At 58.7% G+C, this 19,736-nt stretch carries 18 protein-coding genes and 1 tRNA gene; 11 read left to right on the forward strand and 8 right to left on the reverse strand.

What is annotated here, in order from left to right; all coding sequences use genetic code 11:
• Positions 1-16 precede the first annotated feature (16 nt).
• The gene (locus ABIA45_RS05520; protein ID WP_157280448.1) at positions 17-868 is read right to left on the reverse strand and encodes a LysR family transcriptional regulator; all 852 of its coding nucleotides are present in this window, start codon (positions 866-868) and stop codon (positions 17-19) included.
• Between the two features lie 111 nt (positions 869-979).
• Between ABIA45_RS05520 and ABIA45_RS05525 the strand changes: the two genes are divergently transcribed.
• Positions 980-1,399: a 4-oxalocrotonate tautomerase family protein gene (locus tag ABIA45_RS05525; RefSeq protein ID WP_157280447.1), complete on the forward strand. Its 420-nt coding sequence runs from the start codon at positions 980-982 to the stop codon at positions 1,397-1,399.
• A 45-nt stretch (positions 1,400-1,444) separates the two neighbouring features.
• Here the strand turns inward: ABIA45_RS05525 and ABIA45_RS05530 are convergent, their stop codons facing one another.
• Both ABIA45_RS05530 and lipB read right to left on the reverse strand, forming a co-directional pair.
• Positions 1,445-2,158: a DNA helicase gene (locus tag ABIA45_RS05530; RefSeq protein WP_404651299.1), complete on the reverse strand. Its 714-nt coding sequence runs from the start codon at positions 2,156-2,158 to the stop codon at positions 1,445-1,447.
• Positions 2,159-2,355: 197 nt separating this feature from the next.
• Positions 2,356-3,093: a lipoyl(octanoyl) transferase LipB gene (lipB, locus tag ABIA45_RS05535; RefSeq protein ID WP_271544346.1), complete on the reverse strand. Its 738-nt coding sequence runs from the start codon at positions 3,091-3,093 to the stop codon at positions 2,356-2,358.
• Between the two features lie 96 nt (positions 3,094-3,189).
• On the opposite strand from lipB, the gene ABIA45_RS05540 reads away from it, so the two are divergent.
• Both ABIA45_RS05540 and ABIA45_RS05545 read left to right on the forward strand, forming a co-directional pair.
• On the forward strand, positions 3,190-3,432 hold the full coding sequence (locus ABIA45_RS05540) for a FliM/FliN family flagellar motor switch protein (protein WP_018647371.1): 243 nt from the start codon (positions 3,190-3,192) through the stop codon (positions 3,430-3,432).
• A gap of 195 nt (positions 3,433-3,627) precedes the next feature.
• Positions 3,628-3,712, forward strand: a tRNA-Leu gene (locus ABIA45_RS05545).
• Between the two features lie 997 nt (positions 3,713-4,709).
• On the opposite strand, the gene ABIA45_RS05550 is transcribed toward ABIA45_RS05545, so the two are convergent.
• Positions 4,710-4,925 (reverse strand): hypothetical protein, encoded by a 216-nt coding sequence (locus tag ABIA45_RS05550; protein ID WP_074448160.1) that lies wholly within the window; start codon positions 4,923-4,925, stop codon positions 4,710-4,712.
• Between the two features lie 695 nt (positions 4,926-5,620).
• On the opposite strand from ABIA45_RS05550, the gene ABIA45_RS05555 reads away from it, so the two are divergent.
• The 3 genes from ABIA45_RS05555 (at position 5,621) to ABIA45_RS05565 (ending at position 8,256) form a co-directional block, all read left to right on the forward strand.
• Positions 5,621-5,866, forward strand: coding sequence for a hypothetical protein (locus tag ABIA45_RS05555; protein ID WP_271544344.1), 246 nt, complete (start codon positions 5,621-5,623; stop codon positions 5,864-5,866).
• A gap of 283 nt (positions 5,867-6,149) precedes the next feature.
• A complete protein-coding gene (locus tag ABIA45_RS05560) occupies positions 6,150-7,190 on the forward strand; it encodes a serine/threonine protein kinase (protein WP_404651302.1) in 1,041 nt (346 codons plus the stop codon).
• Between the two features lie 37 nt (positions 7,191-7,227).
• A complete protein-coding gene (locus ABIA45_RS05565; protein ID WP_404651304.1) occupies positions 7,228-8,256 on the forward strand; it encodes a nucleotidyltransferase family protein in 1,029 nt (342 codons plus the stop codon).
• Positions 8,257-8,402: 146 nt separating this feature from the next.
• Here ABIA45_RS05565 and ABIA45_RS05570 read toward each other — a convergent pair whose 3' ends face one another.
• The gene (locus ABIA45_RS05570; protein WP_081493007.1) at positions 8,403-8,789 is read right to left on the reverse strand and encodes an H-NS family nucleoid-associated regulatory protein; all 387 of its coding nucleotides are present in this window, start codon (positions 8,787-8,789) and stop codon (positions 8,403-8,405) included.
• Between the two features lie 706 nt (positions 8,790-9,495).
• Here ABIA45_RS05570 and ABIA45_RS05575 point away from each other — a divergent pair.
• Positions 9,496-9,864 (forward strand): H-NS family nucleoid-associated regulatory protein, encoded by a 369-nt coding sequence (locus ABIA45_RS05575; RefSeq protein WP_404540485.1) that lies wholly within the window; start codon positions 9,496-9,498, stop codon positions 9,862-9,864.
• A 41-nt stretch (positions 9,865-9,905) separates the two neighbouring features.
• On the opposite strand, the gene ABIA45_RS05580 is transcribed toward ABIA45_RS05575, so the two are convergent.
• The 3 genes from ABIA45_RS05580 to ABIA45_RS05590 all read right to left on the reverse strand — a co-directional run bounded on the left by ABIA45_RS05580 (position 9,906) and on the right by ABIA45_RS05590 (position 15,950).
• A complete protein-coding gene (locus ABIA45_RS05580) occupies positions 9,906-11,375 on the reverse strand; it encodes an exopolysaccharide biosynthesis polyprenyl glycosylphosphotransferase (RefSeq protein ID WP_404651305.1) in 1,470 nt (489 codons plus the stop codon).
• Positions 11,376-11,522: 147 nt separating this feature from the next.
• Complete coding sequence (locus ABIA45_RS05585) at positions 11,523-13,325, reverse strand: hypothetical protein (protein WP_404651306.1); 1,803 nt, start codon at positions 13,323-13,325, stop codon at positions 11,523-11,525.
• Between the two features lie 288 nt (positions 13,326-13,613).
• Positions 13,614-15,950 (reverse strand): AAA family ATPase, encoded by a 2,337-nt coding sequence (locus ABIA45_RS05590; protein ID WP_271545081.1) that lies wholly within the window; start codon positions 15,948-15,950, stop codon positions 13,614-13,616.
• A gap of 351 nt (positions 15,951-16,301) precedes the next feature.
• Here ABIA45_RS05590 and rfbC point away from each other — a divergent pair, with 351 nt between their 5' ends.
• Genes rfbC through rfbA form a run of 4 tightly spaced genes read left to right on the forward strand, consistent with a single transcriptional unit; the run spans position 16,302 to position 19,722 of the window.
• Positions 16,302-16,859 carry a dTDP-4-dehydrorhamnose 3,5-epimerase gene (gene rfbC / locus ABIA45_RS05595; RefSeq protein WP_404651308.1) on the forward strand — a complete coding sequence of 186 codons (558 nt, stop codon included), beginning with the start codon at positions 16,302-16,304 and terminating at the stop codon, positions 16,857-16,859.
• A 14-nt stretch (positions 16,860-16,873) separates the two neighbouring features.
• Positions 16,874-17,932, forward strand: coding sequence for a dTDP-glucose 4,6-dehydratase (gene rfbB / locus ABIA45_RS05600; protein ID WP_404651309.1), 1,059 nt, complete (start codon positions 16,874-16,876; stop codon positions 17,930-17,932).
• Between the two features lie 7 nt (positions 17,933-17,939).
• Positions 17,940-18,926, forward strand: a complete 987-nt coding sequence (rfbD, locus tag ABIA45_RS05605; RefSeq protein ID WP_271544328.1) for a dTDP-4-dehydrorhamnose reductase — start codon at positions 17,940-17,942, stop codon at positions 18,924-18,926.
• On the forward strand, positions 18,835-19,722 hold the full coding sequence (gene rfbA / locus ABIA45_RS05610) for a glucose-1-phosphate thymidylyltransferase RfbA (protein WP_157280437.1): 888 nt from the start codon (positions 18,835-18,837) through the stop codon (positions 19,720-19,722). The genes rfbD and rfbA overlap by 92 nt, the downstream gene beginning before the upstream one ends.
• Positions 19,723-19,736: the final 14 nt, after the last annotated feature.

The raw sequence follows: 19,736 nt of genomic DNA on the forward strand, positions 1-19,736 counted from the left end.
AGGTTGGCTTGGCGCCCTAAGCTGCCAGGCTCCGGAATGTCGCCGCCACCGCACGCAGCGCGGCAAGTTTCGCGGGATCGCTGACCTTCGAATGCAGCATCACCTTCGAGCTGCCGAGCTTCGGCAGCTTGTGCGTGGGCCCGATGTCGATCAACCCAGGTGGCGCGATCCGTCGCGCCAGCGGCGCAATGGCGAGACCGGCGAGTGCGGCTGCGACCACGGCCGTGACGCCGCCGCCCATAAAGCGCTCGCGCCAGGCGATGCCGGCCTTGTCGAGCGCGCGCACGGCGACGGCGCGCACCCCGCAGGGTGGGGCGAGGGTCGCAAGCGGCAATGGTTCGCCCTTCGGCAGCGTGAAGCGGCGTGCGGCGAACCAGCCGAACTCGTCCTCAGCCAGCTTCTCGCCGCCGCGGCGGCTGCCTTCCTGGCGCACGATTACCGCATCGAGCTCGCCCGAATCGTAGGCATCCTGCATCTCGCGTGAGAAGCCGATGGTGACGGCGAGGGTGAGGTTCAACGACATCGCATGCAGGCGCTCAAGTAGCGGCACCAGTTCGGGCCCTGCGGCGTGATCGGAGATGCCGAGCGAGAGCGACTGCGCGGCCGGCGCGCCGCCCGACAATGCGAGATCGTGCGCCGCGATCAGCGCGCGGGCGCGATCGAGGAACGCGGCGCCATCGGCGGTAAGGCGGACTGCGCGCGGCGAGCGCTCGACAAGGCGCTTGTCCAGTACGGTCTCCAGCCGCTGCAGCTTCAGGCTAACCGCGGCCTGCGTCGTGCCGAGTGCTTCGGCCGCACGCGTAAAGCTCTGGAGGTCGGCGACCAGAAGGAAGGCCTGGACGGTAGCGATGTCGAGTGTGGCGGTCATTATAATCTGTTATCACTGCTATCAATATTGATAAGATACCAAAATGACAGCGGCAGGTCTAGTTTCTTCCCGACGCCGCGCAAGTTGCGCGGCATATCGAGGAGAACGACAATGCCCCTGATCACCGTGTCTTACACCACGTCCCGCCAGTCCCCCTCGCTGAAGGCCGATATCGCGAGCGCGGTATCCGCGCTCACAGCAAGTATCCTGCACAAGGATCCCAAGGTGACCGCGATCATCGTGAAGTCGGTCGAGGCAGGCGACTGGTTCGCTGGCGGCAAGTCGCTCGCCGAGCAGAAGCTTGCAAGCTACTGGATCGATATCCACGTCACCGAAGGCACCAACACCAAGGACGAGAAGGCAACCTATCTCGCCGCCATGTTCAAGCGCATGGCCGAGATCCTGGGGCCGCTGCATCCCGAGACTTATCTGCATGTCGACGAGGTCAAGGGCGACGCCTACGGCTTTGGCGGCCTGTCTCAGGAGCGGCGCTACATCGCAGGCAAGCTCGAGGTTTCGCTGCAGGCGTGATGCGAGAGGCCGCGGGTGAGCCATCTCACCCGCGGCCTGCAGCCATCAGCTCGCCGCGCGGAATTGCACTTCGGCGTTGTTGATGAAGCATGTTTTATCGAACAGCTTCAGGTCCAGCGGGTTCGGCAAGCGGACATCGCTGAGATCGGGGCAGGGCTTCCCTGCGGAATCATAGGATCGATCGATCTGCGAGATGAAGACGACGATCAGCCCCGTGTCGCGCGCGAACGACCTCAGCGCGCGCACCTGCACCGTCAGGTCGGGGTTTTCTCGCCTCTGATCGAGCAGTTGCAGATAGTCGATCACGACGAAGGTGCCGCGCGGCGCCGCTTCCATCTGCTTGACGATGTAATCGGCGCTGATTGCGTCCGAGCAATCCACCTCGAACAGCTTGACGAACTGTGCAGGCTCCACGCCGATCGCACGGAGGCGGTCCAACACATCCTTCTCGGTATATTCGAGCGAGAAGAACGCGGCGCGATGGCCGGACTTCATGGCTTCGACGGCAAGTTCGAGGCTCATCAGCGTCTTGCCCAGTCCGGGACGGGCCCCGACCAGCACCAAATCGCCCGGCCGGAATTGCGGGAACAGTTTGCTCGCGGGCGTCAGTGCGGCTGCTTTCGCCGCGAGCATGCTCCAGGCGGAAAAGCCCTCCGTCGCAGCGATGCGGTCAAGCGCGTCGTGGAGCGGAATGCCGGCCTCGCGGGACAGGCGCCTGGCCTTGCGCTTCAGATGGTAGATGGGCGCAGACAGTTTCATCGTCAAAACCTCCCATTGCGAGCATGGATCGCAACCCCTCCTGATGCCTGGCGCTCGAACAGTCGGCCGATGATCAACTCGCCCGGCATGAGGTCTGCTTTCCCGGCGGAGGGGGGAGGCGTGGGCGGCACCGAAATGAAGCGTAGCTGATTCCGCGGCGGGCGGAGAGCGGCGCGGTCGGCTCAAACAAAAAAGTATTAGACTGCCGCTTCCGGCAGCAGCGCGCGGGTCGGTCCGAACAGCTCTTCGAACGCCTGCCTGAGCGCGATATCGAGATCGGCCATGGTCACGAGCTGGCCGAGATCGACCAGCGAGGTGACGCCGTAACGGGGATCGACGACACCACAGGGCACGATGCCGGCGAAATGCGACAGCTCCGGCTCGACATTGATGGCGATGCCGTGAAACGAGACCCAGCGCTTCAGGCGGACGCCGATCGCCGCGATCTTGTCTTCGTGCTCAGGTCCCTTGTCGGGCCGCCTGACCCAGACGCCGACCCGGTCCTCGCGCCGCTCGCCGCGGACGTTGAAGGCGGCGAGCGTCTTCAGGATTAGCTCTTCCAGGCTCGCGACATAGGCCCGCACGTCCGGCCGGCGGCGCTTGAGGTCGAGCATGATGTAGGCCACGCGCTGGCCGGGCCCGTGATAGGTGAGCTGCCCGCCGCGCCCGGTCGCGAAGGTCGGGAATCGGGCCTCGAGCAGGTCGCCTTCCTTGCCCGAGGTGCCGGAGGTGTAGAGGGGGGGATGCTCGAGCAGCCAGACTAGCTCCGGCGCCTCGCCCGCGGCAATCGCCGCGACCCGCGCCTCCATGGCGGCCACGGCCTCCGGATAGGGCACCGGTGCGTCCGAAATCCGCCATTCGACGACCTCGCCGCCTGCGGCGGAAAACGACGTCAAATCGAGGTGTTGGCGGTGGCTTTCAGGGGAATTAACCATTGGCTAACCATAACGTGGTGATGATCTCTGGAGCAAATGAAGAGTCCCAAGTCCCAAGTCCCAAGTCCCAAGTCTCAAGTTACGGCGGTCCTGACAGTGCCCACTCTCGACAAAGTCACCGTGGATCTCATGGTCGTCCTCGGGACGACCACCATGCCGATCCATCAGGTATTACGTCTTTCCCGCGGCGCCATCATCGAGCTGGACGCAACTGAGGCCGACGAGGTCAAGGTGCTCGCCAATAATCTGCCGGTCGCCTCCGGCGTTGTGCTGGTCGACCGCAACAGAATCGCGGTCGAGGTCAAGCAGATGCTGCCGCGCTCGCCGGGGACGCGGTAGGCCCCGGGTCACACGGACCGGGCAAGCGGTAGCGGCCAGGGTATCCTATAAGGCCGATCTCCTGGGGGAGGGCGGCGTTTTTCCTGCCAAGCTTGTGGAATTCAGGGCTTTTGCAGGCTTGTATCCCCCTGGTGGATTTGTTAGATCGGCGCCGCTGATCCGGCCGCCCGAACGACCTCAGGCCGGCATCTCCTAGCGCTCGTGGCGGAACTGGTAGACGCGCTGCCTTGAGGTGGCAGTGGGTAACACCGTGGGGGTTCGAGTCCCTCCGAGCGCACCATAATTTGCAAATCGATGGCGGGTTGCCCACCGCGGCGGTGAATACGAGTGTGCCAGAGCTGTCGAAAGTGAACGCAAGCTCACTGTGTGGCTTGCTCGTTGCCTTCAAGATTTCACCCCCATCCTAAGTAATGATGAGTTTCAGCGGAGAGCTGGCCGCAATGACCTCACGCCCTCGGGCACGTTGCGGACAATCGGGGGCGGGGTAATCCGGGAAAATGCCTGGCATGCTCGGCAAGTTGCCGACGCTGCTGTTGAGCTCGCCAAACAAGCGGCGGATCGCGTCCACGTTCTTCGTTATCGAGTAGAGGTTGCACACGTTCAGGTTCCGGAAGGTGCCTGGCGAGGGGTTGTCAGTTGCGGGTTGGGCATGCGCCAGCTCGCGGGTCGGTCAGACATACCAATTAGAACAGAATGGCAACGAAAGAGGCGATACCGTCGCTTGTTATCGACCGGGGGCCACCAATGTTCTCCTCGGCCGTTGGGTATCGATGAAGTGGTCCTACACTAACGGGGTCCAGAAGAGCGCTTGCAATTCCATGCTGGCCTTCAACTCCAGGGAGCATAGTCGTCACAAATGCCCTGAACTGCGGATGTCTTGCGTGCGATGTCTCATGCTCGGCGGCCTCGGGCGCGCGATGCCGACGCTGATCGTCTTTGTCCCGAGCGCCGTGCTTCCGCCCTTCTTACTCTCTCGCGGAGCCGCCTCAATTGAGCCAGCAGGCTGACGAGCTCGATTCTTGTGTCACGCAGAACAGCCAGGCTGGAAATCCCACTACTCACTACAACACCCCCAAACAGGCCTTTGCCGAATTCGTGACGGAAGCTCGGATTTGTGGCGACGTGCCAACAACGTCTAAGCGATGGCCACCGAGGGCGTCGGTTCGTTTTACGACAATGCGCGAAAATATTCTAAATGGTTGCAATGCGTTGCAACAGCAACGCGCTATCGGAAGGGGAATATCGACACACACTCCGAAGCGCGCGCGTCATTTGCATCAGCACGTTGGCGCTGTACGAGCTACCTCTACTGTTCTGACGATCGGCTCCTCGACCCAGGCCTCGCGGGCAAACCAGTTGTGATTGGCCCGACAGTCCGGACAAAGAGTATTGCCGAAAAACACGATGCTTCGCAGGAAAGTCTCACGATCGGATTTGATGCCGGTCGGAATCGCGCGGCCGGATTGCGGACACTTGACCATGATCATGCCCATACGAGCCTCCCTGAAACACGTATTTGTCGGGTAAAAGGGCCGGCCGGCTGGAGTGCGCTCTCGTCGGTGCGGGTGACTTGGGGGGCATCGCACCTGGGGTCGTTGTTCGAGCAAAAGGGCAGCTTGCTCGTGACGACGCTTCTCCAACCGACCGGATTCCTGCTTGGCGAATTCTTGGGATAGCTGCGGGCTTTCGCCGCAACTCTGAATAATGTCCGACCTCAACCGAACGCTTCTGGGAGGCGCCTAATAACCGTCATGTCGAAATACCCGCGACTTCGTGTCGAACGTTCCCCCTGCGACGAAACCATCAATTTCCTCTCGACGGACAGATCAGCCAACCGCATCACTGGTGTCACTCCCCTCGGTGCAGTCCGTTAACTATTCTCTTTTTTATTATTTGTGCAAATTAAAACTCGCCTTGTCGGTCTGATTTACGACTCTCGGCTGATTTATCTTTTTTGCGCGGCGCGATGCATTACCGAAAAACGTCAGTCCCTTTTCTCGTAGGCTTCTGCAGGCCATCATTCAAGTCGGTTCGGCACGTGGTTGCGCTTTGTCACGGTATTGAATGCTCGCCCGAGGTTCAAATATGAAACAAATTTTGATTATAAGCAAAATCTGTAAATCCGTTGGTTAATTGCTGCCGATCACGTAAGGTACACTCGTCCAGGTTTCTTCGGCTGGAGGAGACAATGTGGGAATTAATTCTTAACCAGTGCAACCTCACCTCGGAGACGCTGCAGCTGGCTCAGATGCGCGCAGAATTGGTCAGCATTGGCGAGAAGGAGCGCATTCTAAGAGAACGGAGTGCCGATCGCGAAGCTTATCGGTACCTATTGGATGCTCATCGGTTGATCGCCAGGCCGAACCTCATGGGAGAGCAGGGGTTGAACATTTCTCCTCAAGACGGGGGCAAGGACGGTCAGCTCGCGGCATGACCAGCCGGATTGACATGTCCAAACGAGCCGGACCGGGTCGTGTGTGTTCGTGTGAACGAAATCGCAGGCGTCGCAGGCCGGGCTAGATTGAGTCTCGCAGGTGACGGCGGTCCGGTTGTCCGGTGCCGCGACAACATCGCATCCCGGAGGCTGTCGCCGCCTCGCCGGTACAGGCGAGGCAGAATGGTTCACATTGGTGGAAGCCGTGCTGGAAAGATCGTCGGCAGAGATAGTGTTGAGACCGGCTCCGGATGCAGTATTCGCGCTGTTGGATGGTCGACCAATGATCTTCAGCGAAGCGGGGCAGAAGATTTTTGAACTCGACCGAGTAGGGGCATTCATCTGGTGTAAGTTAGGGGAAGGCGCCTCGCTTGGAGACATTTATCGGGGGCTTGCCGCGCAAGGCATTGACGAGCACACGGCACGCCAGTTCACGCGACAGGTCGTAGATGTCTGGATCGATCGAGCGTTGCTCGAAGTCGATTGGCGAATGCCGACCGATTGCGGCTTCTCAGCTCATCTGGGTCGCCACAGAATAGACATCCGGGCTGCAAATCCGGACCTCTTGAGGCGGCTGCTGTCGCCATTCAGTGTGTCGGACCAGAGTGCCGGCGGCGACGGCGACATCGCGATCGAGGCAATGATACTGGATGAGCAAGTGTTCTTGCGCGCAGAGGATTCCAGCATTTCCAGATGCGAAGTCGATGCACTAGCCCCTACGATCAAAGCTCACGTCACCGAGCGGCTTATTCGAAACATTCGTTGGGTGTTCTCCCTTCATGCCGCTTCTCTCGTGAACGACGGCATGGGCCTGTTGTTATGCGGCCATCCGGGAGCAGGAAAGTCTACCCTCACACTGCAGCTGGTGGACGCCGGATTTCGGTACGCTGGCGATGACGTCGCGCTTGTTGGCGGTGACGGAACGATCTGCGGAGTGCCGTTTGCGCTCACCCTCAAGGAAGGATCGTGGGACTTGCTCTCGCGACTACATGGCGACCGCTACGATGCGACGCATTGCCGCTCCGACGGCGTTCGGGTGCGGTACGTACCCATTCCTGATGCGCAGAACGAAAGCTTCTCCGCAGGCTGGATCATCTTCTTGAACCGGGTCGCGAGCGGTCCGACCGAACTAACCGAAATAGATCGTGTGGATTCGATGAAGCGGCTCATCGAGCACGCATTCGCCGGCGATGGTAGACTGTCGCAGACTGGCTTTCTTGCTTTAAGGCGGATTGTCGCCGGTGCGCGATCGCTTCAACTCACCTACTGCGAGGCCGGAGAGGCTCGGCGCCTGCTTGTGGATCTGTGCAATGGCAAGGCATAGCAGCGCGGTCAGGAGCCTCTGCAACTGCTTGCGAGGCATGCCGCCCGTCGACGTAGAGTGGACCTCCGTCATCGGGCTCGCAAATCAGACCCTGACGACGCCGGCGCTCATCGACTTTGTCGACAAATTCGCGTCGGTGCTGCCGGAGGACGTCTGCGCCTATATTCGCCATATCCACCGCCGAAACGGGCTGCGCAATGACCGCCTCGTCGCTCAACTCGAAGAGGCCGTCGTTGCGCTGAACGGTCATGGCATTACGCCGGTCCTACTCAAGGGAGCTTCGACACTGGCGACCGCGCCCGAGGCGCGAAGAGGTGTTCGGATAATGTCCGATCTGGATATCATGGTCATGCCGGACGAGGCCAGAACGGCTGTCGCCGCGCTATCTGGAATTGGTTACGATATCCATAACCAGACCCCTCCCGAAAGCCATAGATGGTATGCCGATCTGAATCGCCCCCAGGATGTCGGGTCCATCGACCTGCAGCAGGCAGCTCCAGGTCCTGCGTACCTCTACCAGAACTTCGGGCATGCGCTGAACCATTGTATTCCTGCGCCGCTCGGACGGGCACGCGTATATATCCCTACGCCAACCTTCCAAGCGCTGATGTTGATCATCCATGACCAGTTTCAAGACTATGGTTATTGGCTCGGCGACCTCGACCTGCGGCACCTTGTTGAATTGCGCGACCTAAGCCATTCAGCCGAGCCTGTCGATTGGGAGAAGCTTACCTCTCGTGTCTCGGGCGACTTGATGAAGAACGCGGTTGAAACCCAGCTGATCGCCGTTGCCGAGCTGCTTGGCGTCGATATTCCACACGCGTTGCGCTCCCGACTGATTCCTCGCCTGCAGTTCATGCGTCAGTTGATGCAAGCACGCTTTCCGGCTACGCGCGTGCCTCTCCTGGCGATGAGCCTTCTGGACTTCAGAAACTACCGCAGAGAGGCAACTATCATCTCGACAAAAACAGGGGCGAACCGACGGGGATTGTGGACTGTGCCAAGAGCTAGCACCTTACGACTTCTTTTGAACGCGACGACCGCAGCTCGTGCGGGCAAGGTCTAAGGCCAGCGAACGTCAGCGCTTTCGCGATTGAGGCGTCGGTTGGCCAAGCGGGTTTTCGATCCGCCGCCTGTTCGAGGCGGAATTCGCCGCTCGGGACGCACGGTGGAAATTCCCAGCTCGATGCGGTGTGTCCGACTTTCGCGCATCTAGGAATGCTCTCGGCCACCAGCATTCCGTTCGGACGATTCACCGTTCTCGGGGATCTTGAACTCCTCGAGCGTGTGGCCCGATTGCAGGGCGGCAACGAGCCAGCGGGGCTGCTTACCACGTCCAGACCAAGTCTCTGTTGGCTGGAGCGGATTGAAGTACTTCGGCACGACCTTCGGGTATTTGCGACGGGGCGGCTGGCCTGTTCCCGCCTCAGTCGCCCCGCTTTCAGCTCCACCGAGTTGATCCGGCTGGTTGAGCTGCGCAAGACGCTTTTCTAGCTCTCGCTTTTCGGCGGTGATCTTTTCGGCGAGAATCTTTGTCAGCTCCTCGTGAAGGAGCCAAAGTTCCTCAAAATCCATGGCTTCGAGATCTTGCCTTCGCATTAGCATCTCTCGACTGACCCGTCGTCATCCAGCCATTCTTCGTCAGTGACGAATGAATGTTTGACCAAATCAGTGCTCAAATTGACCATGCAATAAATCTATTATATATTATTTAATAATTATTGCGACGATTATTTTATTAATTGATCTCGGTGGCAAAGAATCTTGCGAAGATGCGTATAGGAGGCATGGTTTGATAGAGTATCCTCTTGAACGTCTTCAGGATTCAGTCGGCCGGTTTGCGGCTCCGCCGACCGTGTTGTCCAATATCCGGGCCCTGAGCTTCCAAATCGAGCTCAGACGGCGCGCGCTGAAGGAGATTGGGATTATTAGCTGCCGTTTGCGTCTCGGGGGAGGCCGCAAGGCGGTAGGCAAGCCGAGGCTTAACAAAAAGCAGTCCGGCGCGTCAGCATCTAATGCTGCGGCGTGGCAGGTCCCTGACGGGATCGGCTCATATGCCATCTCTGATGGGGCTTGAGCAGTTCCCGCACGGCGATTAAGCAAATAGATGTGCTCATGTCCTGTCCGTAGTTAAATTGTGCGGATCGCTCATTTTCCCGGCTTGATTATTAACGTGGACCCAGTTATCTGGAGCGACAGTTCCAGTTCGGTTCCCCACATTCTCTTGGGATAATCGGGATTCTCTGTCTTGATTAATATATGGACAGAGGCGATATTTGATTGGGCGCAACTACACGGTGAGACCATGTCGGCTAAGAAACTTGAGTTAGAGGCGATGTCCCTTGACGATCTCTGGTCGCTTCATGAGGAAATCAGCGGGATCCTGTCTGACCGGATCAAGGCGGAAAAGAACGAGCTGGAAAAGCGCTTAGCGGCACTTGGGGGCGGGATGGCTGTTTTGGCGGATTCGAGCCCGGCAGGCGCGTCTTCGACCGGCAAGCCGAGACGCAAATATCCTCGGGTGCTGCCGAAGTATCGGAATCCGCAGACGGCCGAGACCTGGTCGGGACGTGGTAAGCGGCCGCGCTGGTTGGTTGCCGCAATGAAGTCTGGCCGGAGAATTGAAGAGTTTCGCATTGGCGCAGCAAGTCCGAAGCTTCGCCAGCGGGCGTGACTAGTCGGCGATTGGCAGGCGCTACTCGCATGATCTGTGCTCTAGTAGGCATTGCGCCCTCGCAAGACCTCTACCGGAGTTCGCAGGAGGATTGCGAGATCCAGCCCAAGACTCCAGTTGTCGATGTACCAGAGATCATATTGGACACGTGTTTCGACCATGACTGCTGTGGGAGTGGCGCCCCGGCAGCCATGGACTTGAGCCCAGCCAGTCAATCCTGGCCTGACCCGATGCCGAAGCGCGTAGTTTCGCACAAGCTTGTCAAATTCACTGTCGTGAGCCACGGCGTGAGGACGTGGGCCCACGAGCGACATGCTGCCATCGAGAACGTTTAACAGTTGCGGCAATTCATCGAAGCTCATTCGGCGCAGCCATTTGCCGACGCGGGTAACGCGTCGATCGGCGCGGTTGGCCTGAAGGATTACGGGTCCGTCCTCGAGCACACGCATGGTCCGGAATTTACGGATCAAGAAGATTCGGCCGTTAAAGCCACAGCGTTGCTGCCGAAAGAATACAGGCCCGGGGGAATCTAACTTGATCGCCACCGCGGTGAGCGCAAGCAGCGGGGCGAGCATCACCAATGCGAGGCCCGCACCGATTACGTCAATCGTCCGCTTGATCGCGCACTCCAGCGGTGTGAGGGGGCCACGCTGGAGTTCTACACAAACGGCGCTTCCAAGACTCCGCTTGGGGTGTCGAAGCAATTCGGATGTCGTGCCAACGGGCACGAATATAATCGGGAAGGGCAAAACGCGCAGATCGGCAACAAAGGCTCGCAGTTCGGGCCATCGCTCCGGTTCAGCTTCCACCACCACCTGATCGAGATTGCAGGTGCGGATGTAGTCGATGACGCGCGTCGTGAGCCGCCTTCGGCAGGCAGGACCGAAGCCTAACGGAGGCAAGCTGAACCGTCCCTTGATGAGATACCCGTGCATCGACAAGGTCTCGGACAATCCCACGTTCTTCGCCAATGGTTGATCGCTGATCAGAACAATGTTTGTAGTGGCGAACCTCCTGCCGCTCAGGGCCCTTCCGAGAAGCACCTTGACTCCCCACCGTTCGCCCAAAAGTAAGCTCAGGCCCAAGACGGCGAAGAGCAGGACTGGGTGCTGAGAGGTGTCCGGGCGAATTGCGAAGCCGTACACCGCCAAGATGAAAAGTACTGAGGACATCCAAGCCAAACAGACCGCGCGCATCTGGTTCCGGAGGACGAGGAGCTCAACCGGCTGATAAAGGCCGTAGGTCTTCAGCAGGCAAACGAGATAAGCTGCGCTAACCAGCGCCAGGCCAAGCGCGTTGGCGAAGTTGGCCGCGGCTTGCCCATACTGAGCTTGGTAAAGCAATGTAGAGACGAGGCTGGCAAACAGAATAGTCGCAACATCAGCACCGAGCACCACGTGCTCGACCGCGTCATAACGGAGGGGCCATTTGGGCTCGCGGGATACCGTCGGTTCGGGACTGAGACGATCCGTAACCTCCCGATTGGGGAAATGTCGGTTCACGAAGTTCATGTGCCGGGGCTCTGCTATTTAATATTTAATTATTTATTAATTAATCGCTCTTATCAAGCAAAAACCCCGGTTCCGCGCATTTAATGGCGTGCGCCCCTTTGTCGCCGATCTGCGATCGCGGCTTGGGCTGAAGGCGCGCTCTTGAAGTTAGCGAGAACCCCTTCGCGAACTCTGCGCGTGCACCTGGTCGAGGAACGCCGGATCGAGTTCCGAAATCAGGCCTTCGAAATAGATCTTCCCATCAGCCGAGGCTAACCGGTACGCGGTCACAAGGGCTGGCTTGAGGGCAGGCCGATGTCTAACGACGAGGCTGACGTCCCGTTTGATCAATTCACGCAGGTCGGGCTCCCGCACCATGACATCTGCGGCGAGTGCGACCGATACGCGCAACGGAAGCAGGTCCAAATCATTCGGCGCAGTATAGTATGACATTCTAAGCATCGCTGCCGTGTTGGGCTGAGGCGAACTGTGCTTCGACGTCGCCGCGAGCAAGAGCCAAATGTCACCGCGGAGTGGCGAAGAGCGCAATGCGCGGGCAAACTCGTCCGAAGTCATGGGGGGAGCTGTCCTTTGTTCGTCGGCAGCCAGAGCCGAATCCCGGTTGAATCTTGATCCCCCTCGGATCCATAGATCTTCACGCGCTGCCGCAAGGGAACTCGTCTTTGACATCGCGCTCGGCCCTGCTGCTGCAGTCGACAGAACTGACGGCAAAGACGATCTTGCGCCGAGATACCGCTCAGGAAGAGCCATCCACGCTGCTTCCACGATCAGCACAATACCAAGTACCATCAGGCTAACGCGGGGCCAAATGGCGACTAGCGTTGGGGTCAACGTTCGGCGAGGCGCAGGTGCTTGATCTGCAATTTGGTCAGACGTCGCTTTCGACCCAGACGAGATGGCGTCACGTGCTGCGTCGGAGAGGCTTTGACCGAACGCCAGACCAATAAGCGCAGCGACCAAAAGCGATGCTCCCAATCCCAGAATTCCATGATCGGAGAACGCGAGTATCGTCACTGCAATCAAAGCGCCGGCGCCCAGCGCTGGGAAGACGTAATCGTAAGCACGTAACAGAGCACGTCGGATCAGCACAGTAGCGCAGAGCAAGGCAGCAACCACGACGGCGCAAAGAAAAGCCCATCCCATGTCTATAACGATTGTGGCGGCGGCGGTTGGTCTCTCTGGCGAGTCGCCAACGCCGGCGTCCTGGTAAATCGGCAAAAGTACCGTCGAAGCACCCGCACCGGATCCTGCCGGCGCGACGTCCTGCAGCATCCGTTCTGTTGCGGCCTGACTGCTCGTTGACAAGACGATCGTCAGGTCGGTGTTCGTTCTGAAGGGAATGACCGTAGCCGTGGCAATGAAGACAATCGTGGCAGTCGCAAGGACGCCAGCAGTACCCCACAATCCCGGGAACCACCTGCGAACCGCGAACACCGAGAGCAAGATTTCTAAGCCGAGGATGGCCGAGACGACTGCAGTCGCGTTGCCCCGAATGAGCAGCGCCGCCATACAGACAATCAATGCGATGGTCGCGACTGACAGCGCAGGGAGCGGGCCTAGCGCAATTGTCCCTGGTCGACTGCGTCGGAGTATTTGATCGACCGCACGAATTGCCGTTGCGCAGGAGAGCAACACACCGAGCACCGCGACGGTCGAGCCATCGGGCCCAGCCACACCGGCTATTTCCCTGCCGAACCACAAGGCGGTAACGATTGTGGCTATCGACAGCAGAATATGTAGCAGTTGCGCTGCGCGATACCGGTCAAGCGCGATGACTGCTGCAGCGAGAGCTGCAGCAAGCACGGCGCAATACTGCACGAGCGAGACCATGGTCGCCGTGGTGTCGACTGTGATTTTTTCGGCGAGGGGCTCGTTTAAGGTCGCCGATGCAGTTGCCCAAATGGGATTGCCGAGTTTGCCAATCGGCATCGGCACCGCCTGCAAAGCCATCCAGAGCGCCGGAGCCGCGAGTACAACGACGAGACTAGGACGGAGTAGTTTAGCGAGCCCGAGGGAGGAGGGCGGTGGAAAGATCGCGACCATTAGCGCCGCGGTTGCGAGTACCACCGATATCAATACCCAGGCCTGCAGGCTCTCCGGCATTGCGAACGCCGCGGCAATCGCCACCAACTCGGCCAATATGACAAGCCGGACCATCATGTGAACACCCGTGGTGTTGTGCGGCCACTCCGCTGGTCCCTCAGGCCAGCTAAAGGGGCAGGCCGCTATGAGCCAGCCTCAAGAGCCAGAAAGGCCATAACGGATGTAATGGCTATCATGGTAGTAGTAGCTCCGATGCCCGTCATATCGAGCCATCGCCTTGGTATCGGTCTTGCTGAGAACTGCCCCAATCAGAGATTCGTGAATGTTCGGTGCCGTGTGCAGTGCGTGTTGCACTACATCAATCTTGGTCCGGCCCCATTCAACAACGAGAATGTAGCAGTCAATCAGGGATGACGTGGCTCGAACATCCACCAACGGTGTCAATGGCGGAAGGTCGACGATGATGTAGTCATACTCGGCCCGTAAACGGTCGAAGAGCTTGCTTATCGAGTCCGCACAAAGAATTTCGCTGGTGTGAAGCAAAGGTCCCCGGCGCACGGCGGGCAGAAATGCAAGATTGGTCGCCGGGTCCCTCCAGACAGCGTCGGCGAGCGACCGGCTACCGTTTGCAACTTCGATGATCCCACAGGCCGCCTTGGGCGCGAAGATGCCGGTCAGTGAGGGATTCCTGAGGTCGCAATCGACGATGATAACTCTTTTGCCGGTGTGCCCGATCAACTGTGCGAGCGAGGCTGCAATCGTGGTCTTCCCCTCATTCGGTAACGCAGAGGTAATGCCGATGACCTGGGAGGAAATTTTCGCCGGGTTGTGGTCGATGGCTAGCTTGATGGAACGAATGGCCTCCGTATATCGAGATAGTGGCATCCCGACCACGGTCTGATGAATTGCGGTTGGAGACGAGGCTATTCGTCGCTGAACATCATCATCGGTCTTCTGAAGGCGGATTGGTGGTTTGGGAGATTTGCGGGCCGGCAGCAACGGGACCAAAGATAGACAAGGCAACTCCAGTACGGTTTCCACCTGTGAAGAGGTCCGAAAGACGCGGTCCATGAGGTCTCTGAGGAGCGCCAAGCCGATGCCCAGCGCGAGGCCGCCGAGAATACCAAACGCCAGGATCAACCTTGCTTTCGGCTTGCTCTTGCTCGCCGGCGGCGAAGCCGGAAAAAGTACCCGCGTATCCGAGGTGGGAAACGTCTCCTGCTGTGTAGAGCCCATGTAACGCTGAAGGAAGGTCTCGTACAAGCTATGCAGGCCCTTTGCCCTGCTTTCCAAGTCCTTGATGGTCAGCTCAGCAGAATTGACCGAACGGGATTGCGAAACGGCTTTGGTCAATTGCTTTTCGATCTCTTCCTGGCGCTGTTTAGCCAGTTCGAATTCGCTTCGGCTGACCTCGGCAAGTCTCTTGACCTCGTCAAAAATGGAGACGCGGAACTCTCGTGCGCGGTTCCGGATATTGACGACTGCCAAGTGGTCACGACCGACTCTCGCGGCCAACTCGGCCTCACGCCTGGTGAGCTCCAGATATTGCTGGCGCAGCCCCGTAATAATCTGGCTGTTCAGCGCATCCGTCCCGATAGCATCCAGATTGTCTATCGAGGACGGCCTTTTCGGGTCGACGGCAAGGAGAGTTTCATAACGAGCCAACTTGGCGGTGGCTTCAGATGTCTGAGCACGTGCGGCGGCCAGTCGATTGTTGATCTCCGTGATCTGCTGCTCGTCGATGGGCTTTCCACCCAGAGAAACAATGTTGTTCTGAGCCTTGTAGACGTCGACGGCACGTTGCGCGGCGAGGGCTTGGTCGCCGAGATCACGCAGCCTCTCCTGCAGCCAACTGGTTGCCTTGCGATTGGCGTCGAATTTTGCATTGAGCTGGTCTGCAACATAAGTGTCGGCTATCGCATTCACGATCTCCGCGGCTCGAGCTGCGTTGCTCGAACTGTAGCTGATCTCAATGACCCGGCTGTACCCGACACGTCCAGCGGAAAGCCGACTGAGAAATGCGTCTACGAGAGTGTCCGACGGTTCGCCATTCGTCTCGTGTGGCGCATCCTTCTTCGATCTGATCGACGGCCATGGCCAAATTCGTTGCCAGATCGCCTGCAAAGTGAGGCCGGACGCGCTAAAGTCCGGATCGTCGGCCAGTTTCAACTTGTCGATTACCGCAACCGCATTGGCCTTTGACCTCAGGAGCTGAAGCTGGGTCTCGATTTGACTGAGATCGAAGGCCGGTTCGGCAAGGAGTGATTGCTGCTGGACAAATTGAGGCCTGGGATTGGCCAACAGGATCTGAACCTGCGCCGTATAGGTTGGGGACACCAAACGGAGATAGAGCAAGCTGGCCGCAGTGGCGAGTACGGCGGTAACAAGGATTACGAGATACTGGCGCCGTAGAAGCCCGATGCCGAAATTGATGATGTCGGTGATCCCTCCGCCGTCTGCCTGCGCGGGTTGAGCCGGTCCGTTCACCGGCAGCCGCATTCTATCCGCATGTTGAAGATTGTTCTGAAGCATCACGTACCTGTCCGACGATTGGTCACGTTGCGCCCGCCCGCCCGAAGGCGTCATTTAAAGCGTTCTGCGAGATAGTATGAAATTATATACCTTATAAAAACCCGCTTGCCAAATTAAATAAACAATATATTAATCGAAGTGGAGATGAAAAATGCAAGTGCGGCAGTTTTGTTCGAGGGTGCGTTTGATATTCCAAACGATTTCCGTGACTTGCAGCTGATCCAATGACCTTCGCCGAAATCGTGCGACCGTTTCGCGGTGGATTGTGAGGGTGGAGAATTAATCTCGACGGGGATTATGGTCGACCTCATCGAAGCCGATCTGAATTGAGAGCGGGCAGAAGGGTATCCAATGTTGGAGCTGCGATCCTTGGCGATCCCTGATGTCAAAGTCATTCGCACAGATCGGTTTTCCGACGCCCGCGGTTACTTCTCTGAGACCTTCCAGCGATCAGCGTTTGCAGAGAAGGGAATTCTCCATGACTTTGTTCAAGACAATCAGTCCAGCTCGGATTGGATCGGCACGGTGCGCGGCCTGCACTTCCAGCGGCCGCCCTTCGCCCAGGCGAAGTTGATACGGGTGTTGAGCGGGGCGATTCTCGATATTGCAGTTGACCTTCGGCGTTCATCGCCCAGCTTCGGCAAGCACATCTCGATACAGCTGGATAGTGAAGGCGGCGAGCAGGTGTTCATTCCGAAGGGGTTCGCGCACGGCTTCTGTACGCTGCAGCCCAAGACCGTCATCTTATACAAAGTCGACCAGGTGTATGCCCCAAGTCATGACGGTGGCGTTTATTGGGCTGATCCAAAGTTAGCGATCGAGTGGCCGGTGACGCCCTCAGAAGCCCACGTGTCGCCAAAGGACCAGACTCTTCCTACGCTCAGCCAGCTCGGTTGCGTTTTCGACTAGTGGAGACGAGTAGAATGCGTATCTTGGTGACTGGCGGAGCGGGCTTTATCGGTTCTGCGGTCTGTCGCCGTTTGGTGTTACAGACTGGTGCCGCAGTGATCAACATAGACAAGTTGACGTACGCGGCCAACCTGACTTCGCTCGCGAGCATCGAGAAGCTGGAGACTTATGCATTCCTGCAATCCGACATCTGCCATCGCGCGGCCATGGATCTTGCGTTCGCCAACTATGAGCCGGACGCGATCATTCATCTGGCCGCCGAAAGCCACGTCGACCGCTCCATCAACGGACCCGACGCCTTCGTCAATACCAATGTGGTTGGCACCTACACGCTCTTGGAGACGGCCAGAGCCTACTATGAACGTCTACCACCTTCGAGGCGGAAGCACTTTCGATTCATCCATGTGTCCACAGACGAAGTCTACGGCTCGTTGGGACCAGATGATCTATTTCGCGAGGATACGCCCTACAGGCCGAGCTCGCCCTATTCGGCGAGTAAGGCCGCCGCGGACCATCTCGCACTCGCGTGGTTTCGGACCTACGGCCTGCCGGTGATCGTGTCGAACTGCTCGAACAATTACGGGCCGTATCAGTTTCCGGAAAAGCTCATCCCGCTGACGATTCTCAATGCGATCGACCGGAAGCCTCTGCCGGTCTATGGCGACGGAAGGAATATCCGCGACTGGCTTCACGTCGATGATCATGCCGCGGGCTTGATACGACTTTTGCACGAAGGAAGGCCCGGCGAGAAATACAACTTCGGCGGAGATGCCCAGCGATCCAACCTGGAGGTCGTCACCCGGATCTGTGACGTTGTGGATCGCTTATCTCCGGGCGCAGGGTGCAGACGTTCTCTCATTACGTTCGTGCCGGATCGACCCGGGCATGATACCCGCTATGCAATAGACGCATCGAAAGCACATCGCGAGCTCGGCTGGAAACCGATCAGAACCTTCGAACACGGCCTGTCCGAAACCGTCGGATGGTATCTCAAGAACCGTGCCTGGTGGGAGCGTGCTCGCAGCGGAGTCTATGACGGCTCGCGTCTGGGTCTCCTGGCCGCCCAAAGCTGAGGTCGAGATGACAGATCGACCAATCCTCTTTGCCGGACGGAATGGTCAGCTGGCAATGTGCCTTCGTGATCTTGCCACAAGGCGCGGTTTGCCTGCGATCGCTCTCGGGCGCCCAGAACTCGATCTAGAGAACCGGGAAGGCATCGACAAGCTCATTGCGTCGATCGGGCCGTCTGCGATCATCAACACGGCCGCCTATACGGCGGTAGATCAGGCCGAATCTGAAGTGGCGAGGGCCTTCAGCATCAATCGCGATGGCGCGGCCGCGCTGGCGGATGTCGCGTGGCAAATGAACATTCCGCTCATCCATCTCTCGACCGACTATGTATTCGACGGTGCGAAACCCGAGGCGTACGACGAAAGCGACATTCCGGCGCCGTTGAACGTCTACGGCGCATCCAAGCTTGCTGGGGAGGCTGCTGTATTGGCAGCGCACCCGCTCGCGACCGTGATCAGATGCTCCTGGCTTTACAGTCCCTATGGCAGCAACTTCGTCCGAACGATGCTGCGGCTATGCGAGACGCAGCAGGTCGTGAGGGTTGTCAGCGACCAACATGGTAACCCGACTTACGCGTTCGACCTCGCGGAAGCCGTCCTCCGGATTGCACAACAGTCAGTAACGGAAGATCGCAGGGCCACCGCCGGGATCTTTCATCTCGGTGGCCAAGGTGAGGCAAGCTGGCACGATTTTGCGCAGGCAATCTTCCACGAGTGTTCCCGTCGTGGAGCGCGGATTCGGGCGCTCGAGGCGATAACGACTGAGGAGTTTCCGACCGCTGCGCGTCGGCCTCGGAACTCGCGCCTGGACTCATCCAAGGCCGAACGCGTGTTCGGGATTCGCCTGGCGCCTTGGCGCCATTCACTCCAAGCTTGTCTGGACCAGCTGGTCGGAGGAGAAACCGATGCTGAAGGGAATCGTGCTGGCTGGCGGCAGCGGAACGCGCCTCTATCCGATCACACGAGTGGTCAGCAAGCAGTTGCTCCCGATCTATGACAAGCCCATGATCTACTATCCCCTGTCGACGCTGATGTTAGCAGGGATCCGCGAAATTCTGATCATTACCACGCCTTCGGATCGGTCTCAGTTCGAGGGATTGCTAGGCGACGGCAGCCAATGGGGGATCAAGCTTAGCTATGCCGAACAAACCCGACCCGCTGGTCTGGCAGACGCGTTCATTGTCGGGGCCGATTTCATCGGAAGCGATCGCGTGGCGATGGTGCTTGGGGATAATATTTTCTTCGGCGATGGCCTGAGCGAGTTGCTTGCCAGGGCGGCAGGTCGCGCGGAAGGCGCAACCGTCTTTGCCTATCACGTGCGAGACCCAGAACGGTACGGCGTGGTCGCGTTTGATGAAGCGGACCGCCCCGTGTCGATCGAAGAGAAACCCAAACGGCCGGCTTCGAACTGGGCAATCACAGGGCTGTATTTTTTCGACAACCGCGTCGTCCGCTACGCTCGCCGTGTCGAGCCATCGGCGCGCGGCGAGCTCGAGATTACCGATCTTCAGATGCGTTACCTTTCGGCCAATACGCTCCACGTTGAACGCATGGGGCGGGGATTTGCGTGGTTGGATACCGGCACGGTCGAATCTCTCATCGACGCAGGGACGTTCGTCCAGACCCTGGAAAAGCGGCAGGGAATGAAGATTGCGTGCCTCGAGGAGGTCGCGTTCAGACTTGGCTTCATTGATCGCGATCAACTTCTAGCGTTGGCTCAACCGTTGGAGAAGAGCGGCTACGGCAAATATCTGAGCGAAATCACGCGACTGCCGCAGTTTGCCTCGCGTTAGCACCACTCGGCCGA

The organism is Bradyrhizobium sp. USDA 336 (assembly GCF_044908355.1).
Lineage (GTDB): Bacteria > Pseudomonadota > Alphaproteobacteria > Rhizobiales > Xanthobacteraceae > Bradyrhizobium > Bradyrhizobium yuanmingense.